This is a genomic window from Curtobacterium sp. 24E2, assembly GCF_016925595.1.
Taxonomy (GTDB): domain Bacteria; phylum Actinomycetota; class Actinomycetes; order Actinomycetales; family Microbacteriaceae; genus Curtobacterium.
The window spans coordinates 1,225,259-1,245,379 of the sequence record NZ_CP068987.1 but is presented as its reverse complement, the minus strand read 5'-3'; the positions used below and the strand labels follow the sequence as shown (position 1 = coordinate 1,245,379).

General features: G+C 72.5%; 17 protein-coding genes and 3 pseudogenes. 7 read left to right on the top strand and 13 right to left on the bottom strand.

Annotation, left to right across the window (positions count from 1 at the left end; translation table 11 throughout):
* Nucleotides 1-39: 39 nt before the first annotated feature.
* From JN350_RS06265 to JN350_RS06245, 5 genes and pseudogenes are all read right to left on the bottom strand, one after another.
* Complete coding sequence (locus JN350_RS06265) at nt 40-876, bottom strand: M23 family metallopeptidase (protein WP_205463950.1); 837 nt, start codon at nt 874-876, stop codon at nt 40-42.
* A gap of 18 nt (nt 877-894) precedes the next feature.
* Nucleotides 895-1,233 carry a hypothetical protein gene (locus JN350_RS06260; protein ID WP_205463949.1) on the bottom strand — a complete coding sequence of 113 codons (339 nt, stop codon included), beginning with the start codon at nt 1,231-1,233 and terminating at the stop codon, nt 895-897.
* 134 nt (nt 1,234-1,367) lie between these two features.
* Nucleotides 1,368-2,051 (bottom strand): lysophospholipid acyltransferase family protein, encoded by a 684-nt coding sequence (locus JN350_RS06255; RefSeq protein ID WP_240347692.1) that lies wholly within the window; start codon nt 2,049-2,051, stop codon nt 1,368-1,370.
* Nucleotides 2,052-2,205: 154 nt separating this feature from the next.
* Nucleotides 2,206-4,058 (bottom strand): annotated as a pseudogene (gene recQ / locus JN350_RS06250) (DNA helicase RecQ).
* A gap of 9 nt (nt 4,059-4,067) precedes the next feature.
* A complete protein-coding gene (locus JN350_RS06245; protein ID WP_205463947.1) occupies nt 4,068-5,231 on the bottom strand; it encodes a CPBP family intramembrane glutamic endopeptidase in 1,164 nt (387 codons plus the stop codon).
* A gap of 36 nt (nt 5,232-5,267) precedes the next feature.
* Between JN350_RS06245 and JN350_RS06240 the strand changes: the two genes are divergently transcribed.
* Together JN350_RS06240 and JN350_RS06235 are read left to right on the top strand one after the other, a co-directional pair.
* On the top strand, nt 5,268-5,528 hold the full coding sequence (locus JN350_RS06240; RefSeq protein WP_205463946.1) for a hypothetical protein: 261 nt from the start codon (nt 5,268-5,270) through the stop codon (nt 5,526-5,528).
* On the top strand, nt 5,525-6,196 hold the full coding sequence (locus JN350_RS06235; RefSeq protein WP_205463945.1) for an EamA family transporter: 672 nt from the start codon (nt 5,525-5,527) through the stop codon (nt 6,194-6,196). Before JN350_RS06240 ends, JN350_RS06235 begins: the two co-directional genes overlap by 4 nt.
* Nucleotides 6,197-6,300: 104 nt before the next feature.
* Here JN350_RS06235 and JN350_RS06230 read toward each other — a convergent pair whose 3' ends face one another.
* The gene (locus JN350_RS06230) at nt 6,301-6,729 is read right to left on the bottom strand and encodes a GNAT family acetyltransferase (protein WP_205463944.1); all 429 of its coding nucleotides are present in this window, start codon (nt 6,727-6,729) and stop codon (nt 6,301-6,303) included.
* Between the two features lie 92 nt (nt 6,730-6,821).
* Between JN350_RS06230 and JN350_RS06225 the strand changes: the two genes are divergently transcribed.
* Both JN350_RS06225 and JN350_RS06220 read left to right on the top strand, forming a co-directional pair.
* The gene (locus JN350_RS06225) at nt 6,822-7,634 is read left to right on the top strand and encodes a class E sortase (protein ID WP_240347581.1); all 813 of its coding nucleotides are present in this window, start codon (nt 6,822-6,824) and stop codon (nt 7,632-7,634) included.
* Nucleotides 7,631-7,807: a hypothetical protein gene (locus JN350_RS06220; protein ID WP_159573240.1), complete on the top strand. Its 177-nt coding sequence runs from the start codon at nt 7,631-7,633 to the stop codon at nt 7,805-7,807. The genes JN350_RS06225 and JN350_RS06220 overlap by 4 nt, the downstream gene beginning before the upstream one ends.
* A gap of 87 nt (nt 7,808-7,894) precedes the next feature.
* On the opposite strand, the gene JN350_RS06215 is transcribed toward JN350_RS06220, so the two are convergent.
* The 5 genes from JN350_RS06215 to JN350_RS06195 form a co-directional block, all read right to left on the bottom strand.
* On the bottom strand, nt 7,895-10,870 hold the full coding sequence (locus JN350_RS06215) for an AAA family ATPase (RefSeq protein WP_205463943.1): 2,976 nt from the start codon (nt 10,868-10,870) through the stop codon (nt 7,895-7,897).
* Nucleotides 10,870-12,033, bottom strand: coding sequence for an exonuclease SbcCD subunit D (locus JN350_RS06210; protein ID WP_205463942.1), 1,164 nt, complete (start codon nt 12,031-12,033; stop codon nt 10,870-10,872). The genes JN350_RS06215 and JN350_RS06210 overlap by 1 nt, the downstream gene beginning before the upstream one ends.
* Before the next feature lie 61 nt (nt 12,034-12,094).
* Entirely contained in the window at nt 12,095-12,799 is a 705-nt protein-coding gene (locus JN350_RS06205; protein ID WP_205463941.1) for a hypothetical protein, read from the bottom strand.
* Nucleotides 12,796-13,269 (bottom strand): S24/S26 family peptidase, encoded by a 474-nt coding sequence (locus JN350_RS06200; RefSeq protein ID WP_205463940.1) that lies wholly within the window; start codon nt 13,267-13,269, stop codon nt 12,796-12,798. Before JN350_RS06200 ends, JN350_RS06205 begins: the two co-directional genes overlap by 4 nt.
* Nucleotides 13,270-13,359: 90 nt before the next feature.
* On the bottom strand, nt 13,360-13,959 hold the full coding sequence (locus tag JN350_RS06195; RefSeq protein ID WP_111085548.1) for a hypothetical protein: 600 nt from the start codon (nt 13,957-13,959) through the stop codon (nt 13,360-13,362).
* A gap of 203 nt (nt 13,960-14,162) precedes the next feature.
* Here JN350_RS06195 and JN350_RS06190 point away from each other — a divergent pair, with 203 nt between their 5' ends.
* The gene (locus tag JN350_RS06190) at nt 14,163-14,705 is read left to right on the top strand and encodes a MarR family winged helix-turn-helix transcriptional regulator (RefSeq protein ID WP_205463939.1); all 543 of its coding nucleotides are present in this window, start codon (nt 14,163-14,165) and stop codon (nt 14,703-14,705) included.
* A gap of 48 nt (nt 14,706-14,753) precedes the next feature.
* Complete coding sequence (locus JN350_RS06185) at nt 14,754-15,263, top strand: mycothiol transferase (RefSeq protein WP_123293670.1); 510 nt, start codon at nt 14,754-14,756, stop codon at nt 15,261-15,263.
* Between the two features lie 144 nt (nt 15,264-15,407).
* On the opposite strand, the pseudogene JN350_RS06180 reads toward JN350_RS06185, so the two are convergent.
* Nucleotides 15,408-17,571 (bottom strand): annotated as a pseudogene (locus JN350_RS06180) (DEAD/DEAH box helicase).
* 268 nt (nt 17,572-17,839) lie between these two features.
* A complete protein-coding gene (locus tag JN350_RS06175) occupies nt 17,840-18,694 on the bottom strand; it encodes a polyphosphate kinase 2 family protein (protein ID WP_240347580.1) in 855 nt (284 codons plus the stop codon).
* Between JN350_RS06175 and JN350_RS20640 the strand changes: the two are divergent.
* Nucleotides 18,655-19,878: pseudogene (locus JN350_RS20640) on the top strand (alpha/beta hydrolase); the annotation flags it as partial. The gene JN350_RS06175 and the pseudogene JN350_RS20640 sit on opposite strands and share 40 nt — an antisense overlap.
* Between the last annotated feature and the right edge of the window lie 243 nt (nt 19,879-20,121).

The following is a 20,121-nucleotide window of genomic DNA, read 5'->3' as shown; positions in this document are numbered from 1 at the left end:
CCGACGTTCCCGACGCTACGCGCTCGACCGTCGTCGCTGTCAGAGGAGCCCGCGGGCCTGCAACCAGGTGGCGGGGTCGACCGGGACCCCGTCGACGATGACCTCGAAGTGCAGGTGTGCCCCGGTGGAGACGCCGGTGTTGCCGACGGCACCGAGGCGTTGGCCGGCCGACAGGACCTGACCGGGTCGGACCCCGATCGCCGACAGGTGGCCGTACCGGGTCTGGGTGCCGTCGGCGTGCTGGAGCAGGACCTGGTTGCCGTACCCGCCCAGAACGCCGGCGGAGACGACACTGCCGGGCATCGCCGCCACGACGGTGGCGCCGATCGGAGCCGCGAAGTCGATGCCCTGGTGGTTCGTCGAGCAAGCGGAGCACCCGGTCACCCAGCGCGAGCCGAACCCACCGGCGGCCGGCACGCTCCCCGCGGTGGGGCGGGCCGCCGCGTCCGACGAGCCGACGGTGGTCGCACGTGCCTGGGCGGCAGCAGCCCTGCCGATCGAGAAACCGTCGCGGTCGACGGAGAGCCGGGTGGAGCCGTCGGCGACGAACTGCTGCACACCGAGCACGGGAGTGCTCGGCGACGGGGTCGACGCCATCGCGGTCTGCGGGGAGCCGACGGCGACGAAGAGACAGGTCACCGCCGCTGTCGCCGTCGCGGGCAGGGCACGCCGGACGGAACTGCGGAAGAAGGAGGTGGAGGCCGGGGTGACGGGAGGGGACACCGTCACCCCGGCGGCTCTGGGAGCGTCCGGGCGCGTGCCGTCACCAGCACGGCGCCGCACGGACGCTTCGGGTCGGCGGGTGGTGGAGCGGTTCGCGGCCCGCCGTTCGGCACCGCGCGGGCGCAGCGGGAGTCCGTCGGTGGGCGTCGTCATCGCTCGGGGACCGCCGACTCAGGCGCGGACGACGCCGTCGCGGGCGATCCGGTCGAGTTCGGTCGCGACGGCGTCGACGACCGCTCGGGTGATGGCGTCGGCGACGGTCTCGACCAGGACGAGCTGCTCGGGCTGCACGCGGAGCTCGGTGACCACCGACGGGGTGACGCGGACCGGGATGTCGTCGATCGCGGCGACGAGGGCCGCGGGCACGAGGGTCGAGTCACCGGCTCGGACGGGAGCGGTCATCGGCGAGGTCGGTGCGGCGGCGGCTGCTGCACGGGCGGGGGTCGGCACAGGCGCCTCGGGCTGGTCGCGTCGTTGGGCGATGGAGTCGAAGAGCGGGGTGGAGGACATGCTGCTGACCGTCCGATCTGAGTCGTGGTTGCGGGCCGTTTGCGGGCGACCCGTCGGAGATGCGTGCCGTGCGGCACGTCTCTCATTCAACCATCGATATTTCAGATGTGCAATAGTGACCGAACAGAACGCGATCAGTCGGGGTCGACGGCAGCCGCGGTCGGGTCATCGGGCTGCAGCGCCCGCTTGACCCGCTCGACGATCGTCGCCGGCGGGTTGTTGTACGTGTTCGCCGGCTCCTGCCCGCTGAGCTCCTGGATCGCCGCCATCACCGCATCGGTCGCGTGACGGCGCGCGCGTCCGGACGAGGCCTCACCGAACGAGGACAGGTCGATCGGCTTCCCGAACTCGATCGTCACCTTGGCGAGCTTCGGCAGCTTCGAGCCGACGGGCTGCACGTCCTGGGTCCCCGTCAGCGCCACGGGCACCACGGGCGCGCCGCTCGTCAGGGCCAGCCAGGCCACACCCGTGCGGCCCTTGTAGATCCGGCCGTCCAGGGATCGGGTGCCCTCGGGGTAGATCGCGAAGGCCTCGCCCTCGTTCAACCGCGCGAGCCCCAGGTCGAGCGCCTGCTGCGCCGCTGCCCCCGCGCCGCGCTCGACGCCGATCGCACCGATACCGCCGAAGAACGCCCGCGACACCGCGCCACGGAACCCGGTGCCGGTGAAGTACTCCTGCTTCGCGAGGAAGGCGACCTTCCGCGGCGCCATCAACGTGATCGCCGGGGAGTCGATGAAGGAGCGGTGGTTGCTCGCGAGGATCACCGCTCCGCGCTTGGGAACGTTGCGGCGTCCGATGATCTTCGGTCGCCAGAGCATCCGCGCGAGCGGGGTCACCACTGCGCGGCTCAGCACGGTGGCGAACTTGGTCGAACCGGACACCGGGCCTCCTCGTCGTGACGGCGAACTCCCGAGTGTAATCACGCCTGCGAGCGGTACATGCCCACGGCGGCATGCAGGTCCGACCGTGGGGTCAGACGGCCTCGGACGCGACGACGTCGAGCACCGCGCGGCCGTACCGTTCGAGCTTCGCGGCACCGACCCCGGAGATCTCGGCGAGCTGGTCGACGTCGGCCGGACGCACCGCTGCGATGCCGCGGAGCGTCGCGTCGTTGAACACCACGTACGCCGGCACCCCTGCTCGCGCGCCTGCGCAGCACGCCAGACCCGGAGCGCTTCGAACAAGCCGACCGCCTGCTGGGGCATGTCGGTGACCACGGTCCGGCGGGACGACCGGCTCGCTCGCGGCGCCTTCACCGGGTCGCGACGCATCCGCACCTGGACCTTGCCGGTCAGGACCTCGGCGCTCGTCGGGCTGAGGACGACCGTGCCGAAGCCGTCGCCGGACACCGCGGCGTAGCCCTGCGCGAGCAGCTGTCGGGCCACCGCGCGCCACTCGCCGTCGGACAGGTCGGAGCCGATGCCGAAGGTCGCCAACGACTCGTGCTGCAGTTCCTGCACCCGCGGGGACTGCTTGCCGACCAGGATGTCGACGAGGTGGGCGACGCCGTACCGCTGGCCGCGCTCACGCTCGAGCCGGACGACCGTGGACAGCAGCTTCTGCGCGGGCACGGTGCCGTCCCACGACTCGGGCGGGGCGATGCACGTGTCACAGTTGCCGCAGGCCGTCGACGGCTGCCCGAAGTACGCCAGGAGCCGAACCCGACGGCACTCGATCGTCTCGCACAGGCTCAGCATGGCGTCGAGGTGGGCGCTGAGCTGCCGACGGTGTGCGGCGTCGCCCTCGGACTGGTCGATCATCCGTCGTTGCTGCACGACGTCGTTCAGGCCGTACGCCAGCCACGCGGTCGAGGGCAGTCCGTCGCGTCCGGCACGCCCGGTCTCCTGGTAGTACCCCTCGACCGACTTCGGCAGGTCGAGGTGCGCCACGAACCGGACGTCGGGCTTGTCGATGCCCATGCCGAAGGCGATCGTCGCGACCATGACGATGCCGTCCTCGCGCAGGAAGGTCGACTGGTTGCGCGCTCGCACCCGGGCGTCGAGCCCTGCGTGGTACGGCAGCGCCTGGATGCCCTGTTCGGCCAGTGCGGTGGCGGTCCGCTCGACCGACTTGCGCGACAGGCAGTAGACGATGCCCGAGTCGCCGCTGTGCTCGGTGCGGATGAAGGTGAGGAGCTGCTGCAGCGCGCCGGTCTTCGGTTCGATGCGGTACTGGATGTTCGGGCGGTCGAAGTCGGCGACGAAGTGTGCGGCGTCGTCGAGGCCGAGCCGCGCCGAGATCTCCTTGTGGGTCTGCGGGGTCGCCGTGGCGGTGAGGGCGATCCGGGGCACGGTCGGCCAGCGCTCGTGCAGGACGCTCAGCTCGAGGTAGTCCGGCCGGAAGTCGTGGCCCCACTGGGCGACGCAGTGCGCTTCGTCGATGGCGAACAGGGACACGCGCGCCCGGTCGAGGAGCGCGCGCGTGGACTCGAGCCGGAGCCGCTCGGGTGCGAGGTAGAGCATGTCGACCTCGCCCTGGACGACCGCGCGCTCGACCCGGGCACGCTCGTCGGGCCCCTGCGTCGAGTTGAGGAAGACGGCGCGGACCCCGTTCGCCGCGAGGGCGTCGACCTGGTCCTGCATGAGGGCGATGAGCGGCGAGACCACGACCCCGACGCCGTCGCGCACGAGCGCGGGCACCTGGTAGCAGAGCGACTTGCCACCGCCGGTGGGCATGAGCACCAGTGCGTCGCCGCCGGCGACCACCTGGTCGATGATCGCCGCCTGCTCGCCGCGGAAGTCGTCGTAGCCCCAGACACGGTGCAAGACGTCGAGCGCTGCGGCTCGTGAGGCAGACACGGCGGCGGGCGCGGGCGCGGTGCTCATGCCACGAGCCTACGGGCGACCGGCGACACCCACGGCACTGTCCACAGCGGCATTGTCCGCGGCGGCTGTGTCCGCGGCGGCTGTGTCCGCGGCGGCTGCGTCGACGTCGTCGGCACGAGCCGGCGCGGCGGCCCAGCCCGAGCCCGCCGGGCCGAGCCAGCGCTTGCCGCCCGCCCAGACCGGCGGCGTCCCGCGGAACCGCGGTGCCTGGTGTCCGGCGAACGTCCGGTCGAGCTTCCGCCACCACGCCAGGAGCTCGACCATGCCCCAGAACAACAGCGACGTGCCGAGGGTGACGAGCCAGCCGCCGAGCGTGCCGTTGGCGTCCGAGGAGGCCAGGTCGATCCCGGACCAGCCGGGCGCCTGCAGCACGAAGATCATGATGTTGTTGAAGGCGTGCTGCAGCACGGTGGCCTCGAGACCACCGGTGCGGAGCACGATGATCGCCGCGATCAGGCCGAACGAACCGACGTCGAGGATGCCCCAGACGTTGTAGCCGTTCGGGATGTGCAGCACCGCGAAGACGACGGTCGACACCGCCACGGCGATGATCGTGCCGGTGCGTCGCGGGATCCACGAGGCGATCGTCTGCATGAGGAAGCCACGGAAGATGAACTCCTCGGCCGCACCCTGGAACGGCACGAGCAGGACGACGAGGACGATCGTCAGCGTGAGGGTGCCCAGGGACACCGTCGACTCCCCGATCGCAGCGTGGTTCCAGGCGAAACCGCCGTCGGTCGTGATCATCCCGCCGTCCCAGAAGAGACCGGTCTGCACCACGAACATGATCGCCGCGATGACCAGGGTCGGCAGCAGACACCACGCCGTCCACGCCCACCGCACCCGGAAGCGCGTCGAGGTGAGGATGCTGCCCGGTCCGAGGCGTGCGACCTTGACCGCCAGCAGGATGCCGGGCAGCAGGATGACCAGCGACACGAGCAACAGCGACAGGACGAGCGGATCGGTCGGGTCCAGGGCTCCGCGCTGCAGGTCGTCGAGCAGGTCGAACACGCCGGTCTCGCCCTGGACCGCTGCAACGGGGATGAAGTACGCCACGGTGATGAGCACCTGCGAGGCGAAGTACCAGCCCGCGAGGAACGCGAGGGCGACCAGCGGGCGCCACCACCTCCATCGTGCGTCGACACGGGGCAGGCGGTGGTAGAGAACACTCACGCCCCGCAGGCTACCGGGCCGGGCAGGATGGGACCCGTGCTCACCGTGCTGTTCGGCCTGACCGGAGCCGTCGTCTACGGTTTCGCCGACTTCCTCGGCGGGCTCGCGTCGCGGCGGATCCGTCCGGTGGCGGTCACCGCCGTCGCCGCGGCGATCGGGATCGTGCCGCTGCTGGTCGGACTGGCCGTGCTCGGGGGACGCCGTCGTGGACGGGCACCCTCTGGGGCGCCGTCGCCGGACTGTCCGGCGCGGTCGGGGTCCTGCTGCTCTACGCCGCGTTGGCGATCGGCCCGATGAGCGTGCTGTCACCCCTGACCGCCGTGTTCGCCGCCGTCGTCCCGGTCCTGGTGGCCGTGGCCCGCGGGACCGTCCTGTCACCGCTGGCCGTCGCCGCGGTGGTCGTGGCCGTCGTCGCGGTGGTGCTGGTGGCGGCGGTGCGGGACACCTCCGGTGCACGCCTCACCGTGCGTGGGGTGGTCGCGGCCGCGGTCGCCGGGTGCGGGTTCGGCGGGATCGTGCTCGCCTACGACATGACACCGCCCGGCGCGGGCGTCCACCCGCTCGTGGTCGCGCGGGTGCTGCAGACGGTGCTGCTGGGCGCGGCGGCGCTCGTGGTGACGGTGCGTGCCGGGCGCGGGGCGCGGTCTGGAGGCGCGGCAGACCCCGGAGCGTCGGTCGGCGTCGCGGGGTCTGCCGTGCCTCCAGGCCGCTGGTGGCCGCCGCGTCTGCTGGTGACGGTCGCGGCGTGCGGCGTCCTCGACGCCCTGGCGAACGTGTGCATCCAGGCGGGGCTGCACGCGAGCGACGACCCGGGCGCCCTGCCCGTCGTGAGCGTGCTCAACGCGCTCTACCCGATCGGCACGGTCGTGCTTGCCGGGGTCGTGCTGCACGAGCGGCTGACCTTACCGCAGTGGGTCGGCATCGCGCTGGCGTTCGTGGCGTCGGTGGCACTCGCGTCGGCCTGAACGCGGCCCCGAGCCTCGGCGTGGGCGACAGTTCTCGGGGCGAAGAGCCCGAGAACCGTCGCGCAGCCCGAGACTCGGCTGCGCGGACGGATACCAGCGGGGGCTCAGACGTCGGGGATGAGCCGCTTGCCGAGCGACACGGTGCGGTCGTCGGAGTACCCGAGGGACTCGTAGAAGCCGAGCACCCGCTCGTTGCCCGCACGGATCTGCAGGTTCACCTTCGGGCAGCCGAGTTCGGTGAGCAGCCGCTCGAACTCGGCCATCAGCGTCCGGCCGAGACCGGAGCCCTGCAGGTCCGGCTGCACGGCGAGGTAGTTCACCCAGCCGCGGTGCCCGTCGAAACCGGCCATCCCCGCGGCGACGACCCCGCCGGTTTCCGACTCCGCCACCAGGAAGAGCTCGGGCTGCACCGTTGCCTTGCGCGCGATGTCGCGGCGCGGGTCGTTCCACGGGCGGACGAGACCGCACGATTCCCAGAGGGCGACGACCGCTTCGGTGTCGTCGGCGCGGAACGGGCGGATCCGGTACTCCATCCCCCACGTTACGGGGGTGTGGAGAACGTCGTCACCGGGCCGTCGTCGTGATCTGATAGACCTGTCCGACCGACCACCCGATCAGGAGCCCCGTGACCGCACACGACACCATCCCGTCGCGCCGCAGCGCGCGGGACGACGACGGCGGCAGACGGTCCGGGCGCCGCTCTCCCCGGCGACGGCAGACGGTCGGCGGAGCGATCGTCTCGCTCATCGCCGAACTGCTCATCATCGCGGGTGCCGGCACCGGGCTGTACGTGGTCTGGACCGCCTGGTGGACGGACGTCGTGGCGGTCAACGAGCAGTCGAAGCTCGTCGAGGGACTCGACCAGCTGAAGACCCCGGACAAGGCCGGCACCGAGCACCGTGGGACCGCCCCCGTGCTGGCGGAGCCGCCGGACGTCACCGACGTGTTCGGCACGATGCAGATCCCCCGCTTCGGCAAGGACTACAACCGGCCGATCGGCGAGGGGACCGACCGTGAGAAGGTCCTCAACACCATCGGGCTCGGGCACTACCAGGACACCGCGATGCCCGGGGCTCCCGGCAACTTCGCCGTCGCCGGACACCGCGTGACCTACGGCAAGCCGCTCAACCAGATCGCCGAGCTCAAGACGGGCGACTCGGTCGTCGTGCGGGTCACCGACGCGAAGACGAAGTTCGACGTCTGGTACGTCTACAAGGTCACCGACAGCCAGATCGTCACCCCGGACCACATCGAGACGATCGCGCCGGTGCCGAACAAGCCGGGTGTCGACCCCTCGGCGTCGGACCGGTGGCTGACCCTCACCGCGTGCCACCCGATGTGGTCGGCGGCGGAACGGTTCGTCACGCACGCGAAGCTCGACTACTGGATGCCCGCGTCCGAGGGCACCCCGAAGGAACTCTCGGAGACGGCCAAGTGATCTTCCCCCTGGTGTGGCGGCTGCTGCCCGGCCCCACGTTCCTGAAGGTGCTCGAGCTGCTGGTGCTGCTCGCCGCGATCGTGTTCGTGCTGTTCCAGTGGGTGTTCCCGTGGATCGCGGCGGACATCCTGCCGCCGCCGGACGGCACCGTGGAGTCCACGCCGACCCCGTAGCGGTCGACCACGGCGGTGACGGCCGATGGCCGACGGCGGACGGCGGACGGCCGACGGCCGACGGCCGACGGCCGACGGCCGACGGCGTCAGACGGTCGTCGTGACGTGCGAGCCGCCCGCCGCGGTGCGACGCACGGCGATCCGCTCCGGGATCCGCTGCTTGAGCTCCTCGACGTGGCTGACGATGCCGACCTGCCGTCCACCCGCGGTCAGTCGCGACAGCTGCCCGATGACGTCGTCGAGGGTCTCCGGGTCGAGCGTGCCGAACCCCTCGTCGACGAAGAGCGTGCCGAGCGAGACGCCACCGGCCTCGGCCTGCACGACGTCGGCCAGCCCGAGCGCCAGGCACAGCGACACCGTGAACGTCTCGCCGCCGGACAGGCTGCGGGGGTCCCGCACGGTGTCGGTGGTGTGGTCGTGCACGGCGAGTGCCAGTCCGGTCCGGCGTGCCCGTGACCCCGACTCGCGCTCGTCCGAGGTCTCGAGCGTGAACCGCCCCGCGAGCATCCCCCGGAGTCGGTCGTTGGCCGCGGCGACGACGTCCTCGAACCGGCGCATGAGCACGTAGGTACCCAGGGTGATCCCCGTCGGGTTCGCCGCGGTGACCCCGTTCGCGATGTCGGCGAGCCGGACCACGGCGCGGCTGCGTGCCGACGTCTCGTCGCGGGCACGGGTCGCACGGGTGAGCTCGGCGGCGCACCGGTCGACCGCGTCGGCACGGTCGGCCGCGGAGACGGCGACCGCGGAGGCCTCGTCGAGTGCCACGGCGGCACGCGCGCGGTCGGCACGGGCACCGTCGAGGTCGAGGAGTTCCGCGGAGTCGTCCGCCGCGGCGACCACGGCGGGCTCGGCGAGACCGGCCACGACGACGGCCCGCTCGGCGTCGGCCGCGCTGATCCGCGCCCGCAGCCGGTCGGTGTCGTCGGGGTCGAGTCGTCCGGCCCGCGCTGCGGCGACATCGGGGAAGTCCTGGTCGTCGAGGACCCGGTCGACCTCGGCACGGCGGTCGTCGCGGGCACGGATCGCGGTGGCCACCCGTTCGTCGGCCTGCACGACCGCGCGGTACACCACGAGTCGCTCGTCGAGGAGCTCGACGGCTGTCCGGAGCGTCGCAGGCCGGTCGTCGAGGAGCGCCGCGAGCGGCTCGAGCGCCGCCTCCACCGTGCCGAGCTCGGTGTCGAGCCGCTCGGCGTCGGCGAGCGCGGTCGAGACCAGGACGGTCCGCCGTGCGTCGAGGTCGTTCCGCTCGCGCTGGAGCCGACCGGTCGTCGTGTCGTGCTCCGCCCGCTGCCGCTCGTGCTGCAGGACGAGCGCGGCAGCGTCGTGCGCGGCCCGGACCCGTTCGTCAGCGGCCACCGTCAGGGTGTCGAGCGTGGCCGCGTCGACCGTGCCGACGACGTCGACGAGCCGCTGGTGTCCGGCGCGCTCGACCGCCAGGTCCGACGCGGCGTCGGCGAGGCGCTGATCCGCTCGGCGCGTGGCGTCACCGGCGGCGTCGACGGCCTCGGTCGTGGGGTGGTCGTCCTGCGGGGTCGCCACCGACGGGTGCGCCGTCGACCCGCAGACCGGGCACGGGTCGCCGGTCGTGAGCGCCGCGCCGAGTTCTCCGGCGAGCCCGGCGATCCGGCGTTCGCGGAGTGCCCGCTCGGCGGCGAGGGCGTCGGTCGCCGATCGGCGCGCGGCGGCGACGGACTGCTCGGCCGTGGCGACCCGCTGCGCCGCGTCGTCGCGCGCCACGAGGTCGGCTCGGAGGGACCGGATCCGGGTGACCTCGTGCGCGGCGGCGTCCGCGTCGGCTGCCGTGCGGGCAGCGGTGCGTGCGGCCTCGACGATGCGGGCCCGCTCGGCGGGACGGGCGTCGAGAGCGGCGTCGCGTTCGAGCAGCTGCTCGGCGATCTGCTCGGCGTCCGCGGTGGCATCGGCGATGGCGGACCGACGGGCAGCGGCGCCGTCCTCGACCGCGACGAGGTGCCGCACCGCCGACAGGTCGTCGGCCAGGGCGTCGCGTCGCAGCACGACGGCGTCGGCGTCCTCGGTGACGCCGTGGCGATCACGCAGCGACCGGGCGGCCGCGCTGGTCTCGTCGGCGCGCAGGACCGCGGCGTCGAGTCCGTCGGCCACGGCAGCGACCCGTTCGGCGCGTTCACCGAGGGCGACGGCCGACCGGGCGGCGTCGACGGCGGGAGCGTCGTCGTCGAGCGCGGCCCGTCGCACGAGCAGCACCGCGCGTCGTTCGAGGGCGCTCGCACGCGCCGTGACCGCCTGCTCGTGCTCGGCAGCGGTCGTCGCCGCCGCGGCGGCTGCAGCACGGACGGCGGCAGCGGCATCGGCGGCCGCACGGATCGACACGACCGTCGACGGCACGGCGGACTCGTCGGCGTCGTCGAGACCAGCGGCCTGGGCGAAGCGGTTCAGGGCGTCGCGCACGCGGTCGTCGGCACCGTCGACCTCGGCCTGCACGGCACGGCGCCGCGCGGCGAGTTCGTCGGCGGTGCGGTCGTAGACCTGCGTGCCGAACAGGGACTGCAGGAGCTTGCGGCGCTCTTCGCCCGGGGAGCGCAGGAACCGTGCGAACTCGCCCTGCGGCAGCACGACGGTCTGCAGGAACTGCGCGCGGTCGAGCCCGATGATGCGGCCGATCTCGACGCCGACCTCGGGGATGCGTGACGACATCGGTTCGCCGACGGCGTCGGACGGGTTCGCCAGACGGAACAGCTGCACCGACGCCTGCTGCTTGACGGTGCCGGTCCCCCGCTGCTTCGGGCGGTCGTACTGCGGGGTGCGTCGGACCCGGTAGGTCCCTGCGCTGGTCTCGAAGACGAGCTCGACGAACGGCTCCACCGCGGGGTCGGCGTGCTGGCTGTGCAGGCGGTCGGAGCTGGCGTCGGACCCGGCGAGCCCGCCGTACAGGGCGAACACGACGGCGTCGATGATGGTCGACTTGCCCGAGCCCGTCGGCCCCTCGAGCAGGAACACCCCGGAGGCCGCGAGCGCTGCGAAGTCGATGGACACCAGGTCGGGGTAGGGCCCGATGGCGCGGAGTTCGAGTCGGTGCAGGTACATCAGCGGTCCCCCTCGCGCTGCAGCGCCAGCACCGCGGCCTCGTACGCCTCGGTCAGGACGGCGTGTTCGTCGTCGTCGGGGGCGGCACCGGTGGCGAAGGCCACGAAGTCGGCTGCGACCTCGACCGGATCGGACGTCGCTGTGACCGCACGGGCCACCGAGGCCGGACCGCGGTCGGCGGGTTCGTGCGTGATCGCCAGCGCGTGCGGGAAGAGGTCCTTCACCCGGGCGTACATGCGCTCGGGGTGCACCGTGTCGGTCACGGCCACCCGCACCCACGCGTCGGCGTCGGCCCGGAAGACCCCGGACTCGATGTCGTCGATGCCCCCGCGGACGTCGACGAGGCGGCGCGGCACCGGAGCGGGCACGAGTTCGACCGAGACGGCACCGGCCGCGTCGAGGTCGACCAGGGTCACCGACTTCTGCTGGTGCCGCTCGCCGAACGAGAACGCCAGCGGTGAGCCGGCGTACCGGATCCGTCCGCCGTCGCCGACCCGCTGCGGGCCGTGCAGGTGCCCGAGGGCGACGTAGTCGAAGCCGTCGAAGACCGATTCGGCCACCCGGTCGACACCGCCGACGCGGATGTCCTGCTCGCTGTCGCTCGGGTCCGCGCCGCCGACGAAGGCGTGCGCGACGACGACGCTGCGGGTACCGCCGCGCAGCGCGAGGTCGGACCGGATCCGCTCGGTGGCAGCGTGCACGACGGCGTGGTGCGACCGCGCGAGGGGCTCGTCCGGCACGTCGGCGAGTGCGTAACGGGTGAGGTCGGGGTGCAGGTACGGGATGCCGTAGACCGCCACCGGGCCGTCGGCGTCGTCGACGAGCACCGGGTCGGCGATCCGGGCGGGTTCGGCGAGGATGCGGACGCGGCGGTCCATCACACCGGCACCGAAGCCCAGGCGTGCGGCGGAGTCGTGGTTGCCGGGCGTGAGCACCACGGTCGCCGTCTCGGCCAGGCGTTCGAGCACCCGGGACAGCATGCGGACCGCGTCGATCGGCGGGATCGCCCGGTCGTACACGTCACCGGCGATCACGACGAGGTCGACCGAGCGGTCCCGCACGAGGTCGACGAGCCAGTCGGTGAACGCCGCCTGGTGGTCGAGGAGGTCGGCACCGAGCAGCGTGCGGCCGAGGTGCCAGTCGCCGGTGTGCAGGATGCGCATGCGGACACGGTAACGCCGGCCGGGGACATCGCCGGACGGCCGCGCGCCGCCTGTGGAGAACTCAGGGCACGCAGCTCGCCGACGCCAGGCCGAGGATCGAGACGACCTTGACCTTGACGGTCTGGGTGCTGGTCGCGGTCCAGTTGTTGCCGAGGTTCGTGCGGAGGTTCAGCGTGTAGGTCGTGCCGAGGTCGAGCAGGCCCGCACCGCCGTAGACCAGCGAACGCTGTCCAGCGGTCGTGGCGGTCGCGAGCTGGGTCGCCCCGTTCATCAGGTCGAAGGAGTTCGGCACGGTCGGGTCCGTGTAGGTCCAGGCGATCGTCACGGTGCTCGACGACGCGGCCGTGCAGGTCAGCGTCGGGACACCGGTGGCCGTGCCCGCCGTGAAGTTCGACACCGGGTTCACGGTCGTCCGCGACCACGGCACGGCCACCGCCTGCGCGGGCACGAGCACGCCGATGCTCCCCGCGATGACGAGGACCGCCGCCGCACCGCCGAAGCGGCGCAGCCGCTGCACGCGACGCTCGTGCACCCGGAGCGAGCGACGGGTGACGACGGTCGAGGTGGCGGACGGGAGGCGCGTCGCGGCGCCGTCCCGCGCCTCCCGGCCGGCGTCGGTCCCGTCCGGCGGACCGTCACCCGACCCGTGGTCGGTGTCGTCCCGGTCCGAGCCGTCGTCGACCGCCGTGAGGCGGCGGAGCGACCCGTCGGCCGTGCAGAGCGCGAGCAGCGCCGTCAGACCGAGTGCGAGCACGACGACCTTCACCCACTCCCCTGCCGGAGCCACAGGACCGGCGAACCGACGAAGGGGATGCGCAGGAAGGCGACCCCGCGCACGGCCGAGCGTTCGAGCGGCGTGGAGTCCTGCTGCGGGTTCGCGTCGCCCTTGGTGACCAGGGTGCCGTGCGGGCCGTCCTCGACGTAGCGGTGCATGCGGAGGTGACCGGGCTGGTCCGGGTCGTCGGCGAGCAGGATCCTGCCCGTCCGGACCTCGCCCGACGCGACCGGTCGCGAGACGACGACGTCCCCCGGCGTGAGCCGCGGCTCCATCGACCCGGTCATCACCGTGGTGGGTTGCCAGCCGATCAGCGCGGGGGCGGCCGCCCACAGGGCGAGGCCGAGGAGGGTCGCGACCACACCGCGTGCGACGGTGCCGACGACGACGCGCCCCCAGTCGACGACGTCACGGAACACGGCGTGCGGTGTGGGACCACCGTGCACTGCGATGCTGCTCATGACTGCCTTCGACCGGGGGCGCGTTCTCGGGGGTGGCGACCGGGGCTGGCTCGGGCTCAGCCCAGGTCACCGGGTGGGAGGGCTCCCGGCTCAGCTGTTCTGGGCCTCCCAGGTGAGGCCGAGGGACGCGGTGCCGCCCTGCACCGTGTTCGGCGCGGTGCTCGAGACCGTGTAGGTGAAGCGGTAGACGCGCGACTCGGACGCGGAGCCGGTCGGGGCCCAGGTGCCGAGGCCGGTGGCGAAGTTCGTGGAGCCGGTGCCGAACGCGGCGAGGGTGCCGTTGTAGAGCGTTCCGCTGGTCGCGGCCGGGGTGAAGCCGGTGCAGGAGCCGAAGCCACCGCCGGTGCCCTGCTCCACCTGCAGGTTGATGTTGCCCGAGAGGTTGTTCGTGGTGGCCGGGTTCGTGCCGTACAGCTTCACGGTCGAGGCCAGCGAGCCGGTCGACGTGACCGTGATGCAGTTGGCGCCGGTCGAGCCGGGCTTGAGGCCCGTCGCGGTGAAGAGCGCGGTGTTGTTGTCGTCGTCGGTGAGGGCGACGCTGCCGGCGGTCCAGTTGCTGGTCGGGTTGACGGTGGTGGCCGAGAACGCCGAGTAGGACGCGGTCGAGACGACGACACCCGAGGCGACGAGGGCGGCGGGGATGGCGATCCAGGCCGCGAGACGGGCGGCGCGAGGGGTGACACGAGACATTGCGAGAGCTCCTGATCCGGAAACGGTGGCGCCGTGATCGCGGTGGTTGGTCGCGTCGGTGCCGTGGTGTTTGCTACGACGATCAAGTTACTTTTTCGCCGAGCAGCTCACAAGGGAAGGAACCACCCCCGTGCTGGGGGTGTCTTGACGAGTGAGATACTTGTTGACTGAGTCTTCCCACCCCCTGCCGAGAAGAGCTGCCGATGACGGACACCACCCAGCCCGTCCTGCCCGACACCCTGCCGCCCGCGCCCGTGTCGCCGACCGTCTCCGTGCCGGAGAGCGTCGACTCGGACACCGACCTCGCGAAGCTCCTCACCGCCTTCCGCCTGCTCCAGACGCAGCACGCCCGCGTCCTGCACCACGAGAGCGTCGTGCGTGGGCTGAACGCCACCGACACCCGCTTCGTGTTCTTCCTGGCAGCGGCCGACGGCGAGGGCGTCACCCCGAAGCAGGCCGGCGAGTACCTCGAGCTCACCACGGGCGCGATGACGTCGCTCGTCGACCGCCTCGAGCAGCGCGGACACCTCGAGCGACGACCGAACCCGCAGGACCGTCGCAGCGTCCTGCTGCACCTCACCGCCTCGGGCGCCGAGGTCGCCCGGCAGATCGGCGCCGTGTACTCGGACGCCTTCCGCGAGGTCGTCGCTCCCGCCGACCGGGTCCGGCTCGCCGCCGCGTTCGCCGGGCTCGGCGATGCGCTGGACCGCCACTCGCGCGCGGAGACCGCAGCCCGCTCCGCGTGACGATCCGCGTGACCTCGTGTGTCGTGGCGCGCGCGTAGCGTGGTGCGCATGACACCGTCCGAAGTCCTGATCGAAGCGTTCTCCCGCGTCCCCGAGACCGTCGAACGTGCCGTCGACGGCCTGTCCGAGGACCAACTCGCAGCGCGTCCGGCCGCCGGGGCGAACACCCTGGCATGGCTCGCGTGGCACACCGCCCGCGGACAGGACGTCCAGATCGCCGACCTCGCCGGTACCGCGCAGGTGTGGACCGCCGACGGCTGGTACGAGCGGTTCGGCCTACCGTTCCCGGCCGAGGCCCTCGGCTACGGCATGTCCCGCGACGACGTCGGTCGGGTGCGTGCGTCGGCCGAGCTGCTCACCGGGTACCTGCGCGCGGTCCACGACCGCACCGTCGCGTACCTCGGCACGCTCGGCCCCGACGACCTCGACCCCGTGGTCGACGACGCATGGGATCCGCCCGTCACCGCCGGTGCCCGGCTCGTGAGCATCCTCGACGACTGCACGCAGCACGCCGGTCAGGCCGGCTTCGTGCGCGGGCTGCTGTTCTTCAACCGCTGACGCGGGCGCGCGGGCGCGTGCGCGCTTCCTGAGCAGGAATGGTCGGGTCCGATTTCGGGACCCGACCATTGCTGCTCACCATGTGACGGACGGGAGGCCCGGTACCAGCTGGTACCGGGCCTCCCGTCGTCCGTGTGGTCGCGACTACCGCGCGGCGAGCTCGCTGACGATGCCGTCACCGGGGGCGGCCTGCACGAGGTCCGCCGCGATCTCGGCGCGCTCGAGGATGCCCTCGATCTTGCGGATGCGACCACGCGGCACGAGGGTCACGACGGTGCCCTCCTTGCCGGCACGACCCGTGCGGCCGGAGCGGTGCATGTAGGCCTTGTAGTCGTCCGGGGCGTCCGCCTGCACGACGAGCGACACGTCGTCGACGTGGATGCCGCGGGCGGCGACGTCGGTGGCGACGAGCACGTTCACGCGGCCGCTCGTCAGGAGCTGCAGGTTCCGGGTCCGGCGCGACTGGTTCAGGTCGCCGTGGAGCGACGTGGCACGGATGCCGGCGTCCTCGAACTGGTCGGCGAGGCGCTCGGCGTAGGCACGGGTCCGGGCGAAGACGATCGTCTTGCCGTCACCGGCGACGAGCTCCTCGAGGACACGGTCCTTCTCGCGCTGCTCGACCACGAGGACACGGTGGTCGATGGTCGAGGACGCCTGGTCCTCACCCGCGACCTCGTGCACGCTCGGCTCGTGCAGGAACTGCTCGACGAGCGCCGCGACCTGGGTGTCGAGCGTCGCGCTGAACAGCAGCTTCTGCGCACGGTTGCCCTGCGGGGTCACCTCGGCGGTCGCGGACAGGATCTCCTGCACCGGCTCGAGGAACCCGAGGTCGCACATGTGGTCGGCCTCGTCGAGCACGGAGATGACGACCTCGCTGAGGTCGAGCTTCCCCTTGTTCATGAGGTCCTGCACACGACCGGGGGTGCCGACGATGATGTCGACGCCGCGCTCGAGCGCGCCCTCCTGACGGCCGTACGGCACGCCGCCGTAGATCTGCGTCGTGAAGAGGCCCACCGAGCGGGCGATCGGCTGCACCGTGCGGTCGATCTGCAGGGCCAGCTCGCGGGTCGGCGCGAGGATGAGCGCACGCGGGGCGCGGCCCATCTTGCGCTTCGTGCCGCCGCCGTGCTCCATGAGCTTCTCGACGAGCGGGGCGCCGAACGCGATGGTCTTGCCAGAGCCCGTGCGGCCACGGCCGAGGACGTCCTTGCCGGCGATCACGTCGGGGATCGTCGCTGCCTGGATCGGGAACGGGCTGCTCGCGCCGAGCTCCTGCAGGGCGCGGGAGATGTTGCCGCCGATGCCGAGGTCGCCGAAGGTCACGCCCTCGACGTCGGACGCCACGGTGGACTCGGCCTGGAGCTTCGCGAGCTTGACGTCGTCGGCGGGGACGAACTTGCCGCGCTCGGGCTCGTCGAAGGAACGGCGGGGAGCGCTGCGGTCGTCGCGGTCGAACTTGCGCGGAGCGCGGTCGTCGCGGTCGAACTTGCGCGGAGCGCTGGGCCCCTGCGAGCCGGTTCCGGCGCGACGCGGAGCTTGCGGAGCGTCGGGACGGCCGTGCGAGTAGGGAGCATCGCGGTCGAAGCTACGACGCGGGCGATCGTCGTTGTCACGACGGGGCGCACGGTCGTCGCGGTCGAAGCGACGGGGACGGTCGTCGTTGTCACGACGCGGGGCACGATCATCGCGGTTGAAGGTGCGCGGCGCACGGTCATCGCGATCAGAAGCTGCGACGGGGACGGTCGTCGTTGTCACGACGGGGAGCGCGGTCATCACGGTCGAAGCGACGGGGAGCGCGGTCATCACGGTCGAAGCGACGCGGCGCGCGGTCATCACGGTCGAAGCGACGCGGGGCGCGGTCGTCGTTGTCACGACGGGGCGCACGATCGTCGCGGTTGAAGCTGCGCGGGGCGCGGTCGTCACGGTCGAAGCGACGCGGGGCGCGGTCGTCGTTGTCGCGACGGGGCGCACGATCGTCACGGTCGAAGCGACGCGGCGCACGGTCATCACGGTCGAAGCGACGCGGGGCGCGGTCGTCACGGTTGTAGCCGCGACCACCACGGTCGTCGCGCTCCGGGCGGCGCTGGCCGCCGCTGTCGCGGGGCTCCCAGTTCGGGCGCGCGGGGCGCTCGCCCTGCGCCGAGCGGCCGCGACGCTCCTCGGCGTCCCAGCGCTGCTTCTGACGCGGCGCGGTCGGCTCGGCGGCGCGGAAGCCGCGGTGCTTGCTGCTGCGGGCGGCGGGGGTGCCGTTCGGGTGACGGGGACGGTCGGAGGCGCGGTTGTCCGCGCCCTTGTTGTACGGAGCCATGACTGCTTTCTCGGGTGCGCAACGAACCGCAGCGCCCGACAGCGACATCGGCGGGGGCTGCTTGCGGAGAGGGGGTTCATCCCGTCGCGATTCGACGTGATTCCAGCCCTCGAGCAACACACACCCAACAAAAAGCCCGTGATCACGATGTCACGGCGTCGAAGGCCGACCGAGCGAGTCTACGCGACCCCGCGCTCTGATGCCAGCCCCGTCGTCGCCCGACGGCCGCGAACGGGACCCGGCCCGTGCCTCCCGGCCTGCCCGTCGGTCAGGACTCGGCGAGCCGCTGTCGCTGCTCGGCCACGTCGAAGTCCGCCTTGGGCCACGAGAGCTGCATGTCCTCGAGGGCCCGGAGCAGGAGCTGCTGCACCGCCAGGCGGGCGTACCACTTGCGGTTCGCCGGCACGACGTACCAGGGCGCCTGCGGGGTCGAGGTCCGGTCGAACACGATCTGGTACGCGTCCTGGTAGCGGTCCCACAGCAGGCGCTCGTCGATGTCGGCCGGGTTGAACTTCCAGTGCTTGTCGGGGCGGTCGAGTCGCTCGCCGAGGCGTTCGCGCTGCTCGTCCTTCGAGATGTGCAGCATCACCTTGACGATGGTGGTGCCCTCGGCGGTGAGGTGGTCCTCGAACTCGGTGATCGCGCCGTAGCGTCGTTCGATCTCGTCCGGCGCCGCGAAGCCCCGGATGCGCTGGATGAGGACGTCTTCGTAGTGCGAGCGGTCGAAGACGCCGAGCTGTCCGGCACTCGGGAGCTGGCGCTCGATGCGCCAGAGGAAGTCGTGCTCGCGCTCCTCGGCCGTCGGGGACTTGAAGCCCGCGTACCGCACGCCGTTCGGGTCGACCGCACCGACGACGTGCGAGACGATGCCGCCCTTGCCGGCGGTGTCCATCGCCTGCAGGACGAGCAGCACCCGGCGCTGGTCGCCGGCGGTCGACGCCGCGTACAGGCGCTCCTGCAGGGCAGCGAGGCGAGAGGATCCCGCGGCGAGCGCTTCGAGCCCGTCGATCTTGCGGCCGGGGAATCCCGGGGTCGCATCCGGGTCGACCTGGTCGAGGCGGAAGCCCGGTTCGACGCGGAGCAGTGGTTCGGGATCGGCGTTCCAGGCCTTGCGACGGCTCACGGGTCCTCCTGCGGTCCGGGCGGCGGGTGCCCCCTGCTCTCATCCTGGCACTGTCGTGGTTGCAGGGTTGCGCGGTCGACTTGCGCGGTCGGGGTTCCTCCGCTGGGATTCCTCCGCTGGGGTTCCTCCGCTGGGGTGACGTGGCCGGCCTCGGGTGCGGCTACCGTGGAACCGATGAAGTCCGGCCGCCGCACAGTGCTCGCGCTCGTCGCCGCGGTCGTGGCGCTCGGCGCGGTCGCGTCCTGCAGCACGGACCCCGTCGGCGACGAGAACGCGACGGTCACCGCCGACAGCGTCATCTACCCGCTGTCCCTGCAGTACCACGGCATCGACGTGGTCGCGGATGTGCCGTACGGCACGGCTCCGCTGCAGCGACTCGACGTCTGCCTGCCGGCCGACAGCGCCCCGGAGACGACCGCGACCCCCACGGCGACGCCGTCCGCCACCCCGACCGCCGACCCCGCCGAGGCTGCGGCCAGCACCGGCCGGCCCGCGGTGTTGATGATCCACGGCGGCAGCTGGTCGCACGGCGACAAGGCCACCGCCGCCTACCGGTCGGTGTGCAAGTACCTGGCGTCCGAGGGCTTCGTCACGTTCAACGTGGACTACCGGCTCGCCCCCACCGACCCGTTCCCGGCCGGCCTCGACGACGTCCGGCGAGCGCTCGACTACGTGTTCCGCCCCACCACGCTGTCCACGTACGACGTCGACTCCCAGCGGGTCGGGGTGTTCGGGGGAGCGCGGGCGGCAACCTGGCGGCGATGCTCGCGGTGACCGACCACGAGTCCGCCGCGTACGCCGATGGCGACCGGATCCGTGCGGTCGTCGACCTGAGCGGCCCCACGAACCTGACGTCACGCTCGACCCGGGCCGACGGGGTGTCCGCGTCCTTCCAGCGCAAGCAGCTGCTCTACCTCGGATGCCGGACCTACGCGAACTGTCCAGCGGCCACCCGGGCGTCGCCGGAGTACCACGTCACCTCGGACACGGCGCCGTTCTTCATCGGGCACTCGACGGACGAGTTCATCCCGCTGTGGGAGTCGCAGGAGTTCGCGGCGACGCTCCGGTCACACGACGTGCCGGTCACGTTCGTGCAGGTGGAGGGGACGGCGCACTCGATCGCGCAGCTCGACGAGGCGATGAGCCGCCGCGTCGCGACGTTCTTCCGGGCCCGGTTGGGCTGAGGCGCGGGCGTGCGCGGGCACGGCCGCGGCCGGGCTGTGTGCCGCCGAAGCGACACTCCTCGCCGACGAGCGGCCGTCCGTGCCGGGAAAGCGACGTTGTGCCGCCGATGTTCGGCGGGAGAGTGTCGCTTTCGCGGGAACGCGCGGGAGCGGCGCGGGAGCGGCGCGGGAGCGGCGCGGGAGCGGCGCGGGAGCGGCGCGGGCGCGCTCGCGGGGACGGCCTCTGCCGCGTGCCCCGGGTGG